We start from the raw sequence: 2,537 nt of genomic DNA, 5'->3' as shown, positions 1-2,537 counted from the left end.
GCAACAGTCTCGCGCCACTGTTTAGAGAATACAGAAATCTCAGAGATCGATCGCGCGCCTCTCTCATAAATCCACTGGTACAACTGCTTCCCGCGATAAGCGGGTTGCCCGTTTTGCTGCACCCACTCCGTTAACTCAGCCAAACTCGCGCCCAACAACGGCGGAATTTTACCAGACTCAACAGACAAAGCAGCAGTCTTGCGAGACTGATTCGCACCCCTGGAATTACCAGAAGAGTGCACCTGAGAAACGGAAGTAGAAGGCATAGGTCATCAGAAAATTTAAAGCCACCCTCCATACTAAAACTTTTCGACCAAAGCGGCTGGCAATCATCCTAAAGAAGACCGGGCGGTTGAAACCGCGTCTATACAGACAAAACCCACCTCCGTGGGTTGAAGACCGGGCGGTTAAAATTACTTTGTTTTCTTCAGTCCGCGGAGGCGGACTTCGTTCGTGTAGACGCGAATTCTATTCGCCGTCTGATCTTTCTTCAGTCCGCGGAGGCGGACTTCGTTCGTGTAGACGCGAATTCTATTCGCCGTCTTCGTTCGTGTAGACGCGGTTTCAACCGCCGTCCGATCTGACAAAAATATCCGCAAAAAGTTATTTTTCGGCAAAATTCCCCAAATATTGCGTGTAAATGACCGCAGCCCCCTAAAATAAACTCTGGAGTTTATTTTAGGGTATGCAATCTGACTGCTTTCCATCACAATTAATGCAACTTTTATGGTGCTAGATATTCTTGCGCTGCCCTTAGCGTTTCAATTTACATCCCCAGGCCCGATAATTTTTCAACTAGGCCCTCTAGCTATCCGTTGGTACGGGCTGTTGATAGCTTCTGCGGTCTTAATTGGGGTCAGTTTGTCCCAATATTTGGCCGAAAAGCGCCGCGTCAACCCAGAATTGCTGGGCGATTTAGCAATTTGGCTGGTTCTGGGGGCTATTCCCTGCGCTCGAATTTATTACGTGGCTTTCGAGTGGCCGCAATACGCCCAAAGACCTGAAGATATTATTGCGATTTGGAAAGGCGGAATTGCTATTCACGGGGCGATTTTGGGCGGCACGATCGCAGCTTTAATTTTTGCTAAAATCCAGCGAGTTTCTTTTTGGCAATTGGCAGATTTAGTAGCCCCTTCGGCAATTCTCGGTCAGGCGATCGGGCGCTGGGGAAATTTCTTTAACTCCGAAGCTTTTGGCAGTCCTACAGATTTACCTTGGAAACTTTATATTCCGCCAAACAGCCGCCCGATCGCCTATGCTAATTTTGAATACTTTCACCCCACATTTCTCTACGAATCTCTGTGGAATTTGACAGTATTTGGGTTGCTTCTGACTTTGTTTTTCCGCGATTTGCAGGGAAAAATTAGGTTGAAAATTGGTGCTTTGTTTTTGGTTTACCTGGCAGCTTACAGTTCCGGTAGAGTCTGGATTGAAGGGTTGCGAACTGATAGTTTGATGTTCGGGCCGCTCAGGGCTGCACAGATGGTAAGCTTGACTGGAATTGTGTTAGGTTTGGGCGGGTTGGCTTGGCTTTATTTGCTCGATCGACCTTTACCCGATGTTGTCTCCCCCAATAGCGATCGGGCAAATGTCGATCGCAAATCCCCAGAGGATCAATAAAAAACCCCAGAGAAATTAATCTCTAGGGTTCAAAACCAGGGTGCATCTACCATCCCTTACTTCCAGCCAAAATAGGTGCATCCGGAAGCGCCGGTAAATTTAGCAAATTTTTTAGCAGCCATGAGTTTGACAGAAATTGAAGCCCCCCTGAAAGGGGTGTACATTGTAGGTGCAGGCCCGGGAGACCCGGATTTGTTGACTGTTAAGGCTCAAAAATTACTGGCTGCAGCCGATGTGATATTATTTGCCGATTCCCTAGTTCCAGAGCAAATTTTGCAGGGAGTGCGCGCAGATGCTGAAGTTATCCAAACTGCAGATAAGACTCTCGAAGAGATTGTACCTTTGATGGTGGAGCGAGTGCGCGCCGGGAAAAGCCTCGTCCGCCTCCATTCCGGCGATCCCTGTCTCTACGGGGCTGTGGGCGAACAAATGCAAGCTTTGGCCGAGGCGGGAATTGCTTTTGAGGTAATTCCGGGAATTAGCGCTTTCCAACTAGCCGCAGCAAAACTTAAAATTGAGTTGACAGTTCCCGGAGTTGTGCAGACAATTATTTTGACCCGAATTAGCGGCCGCACTGAAGTACCAACACGCGAAGAATTGGCGAGTTTAGCGGCCCATCAAGCGAGTTTGTGCCTGTATTTGAGTGCCCGCCATGTCGATCGAGCTCGAGCTAAATTGATGGAACATTATCCATCGGATTTACCAGTGGCGATTTGTTATCGCTTGGGCTGGCCGGATGAAAAAATTGTCCTGGTTCCCCTTGACAAAATGGCGGTTGCTACCCGCGAACATAATTTGTTTAGAACGACCATGTATGTAATTAGTCCGGCGTTGGGAAAAGAGGCCCAAGGGCGATCGCGCTTGTACCATCCAGAGCACGATCGGCTTTTCCGTCAGTAGTCATTAGTCAGTAGTCA

At 48.4% G+C, this 2,537-nt stretch carries 2 protein-coding genes and 1 pseudogene; 2 read left to right on the top strand and 1 reads right to left on the bottom strand.

The window, feature by feature from the left end:
• Positions 1-266: pseudogene (locus WBA89_RS29955) on the bottom strand (23S rRNA (adenine(2503)-C(2))-methyltransferase RlmN); the annotation flags it as partial.
• Positions 267-726: 460 nt separating this feature from the next.
• On the opposite strand from WBA89_RS29955, the gene lgt reads away from it, so the two are divergent.
• Both lgt and cobM read left to right on the top strand, forming a co-directional pair.
• Positions 727-1,620 carry a prolipoprotein diacylglyceryl transferase gene (gene lgt / locus WBA89_RS29950; protein WP_424411312.1) on the top strand — a complete coding sequence of 298 codons (894 nt, stop codon included), beginning with the start codon at positions 727-729 and terminating at the stop codon, positions 1,618-1,620.
• Positions 1,621-1,740: 120 nt separating this feature from the next.
• Positions 1,741-2,520 carry a precorrin-4 C(11)-methyltransferase gene (gene cobM, locus WBA89_RS29945; protein ID WP_424411313.1) on the top strand — a complete coding sequence of 260 codons (780 nt, stop codon included), beginning with the start codon at positions 1,741-1,743 and terminating at the stop codon, positions 2,518-2,520.
• Positions 2,521-2,537 lie beyond the last annotated feature (17 nt).

The sequence above is a fragment of the Microcoleus sp. genome (genome assembly GCF_049646505.1).
In the GTDB taxonomy this organism is placed as follows: Bacteria; Cyanobacteriota; Cyanobacteriia; order Cyanobacteriales; family Microcoleaceae; genus Microcoleus.
Note: the sequence above shows the minus strand (reverse complement) of the source record. Positions and strands in the feature narration are given on the sequence as shown.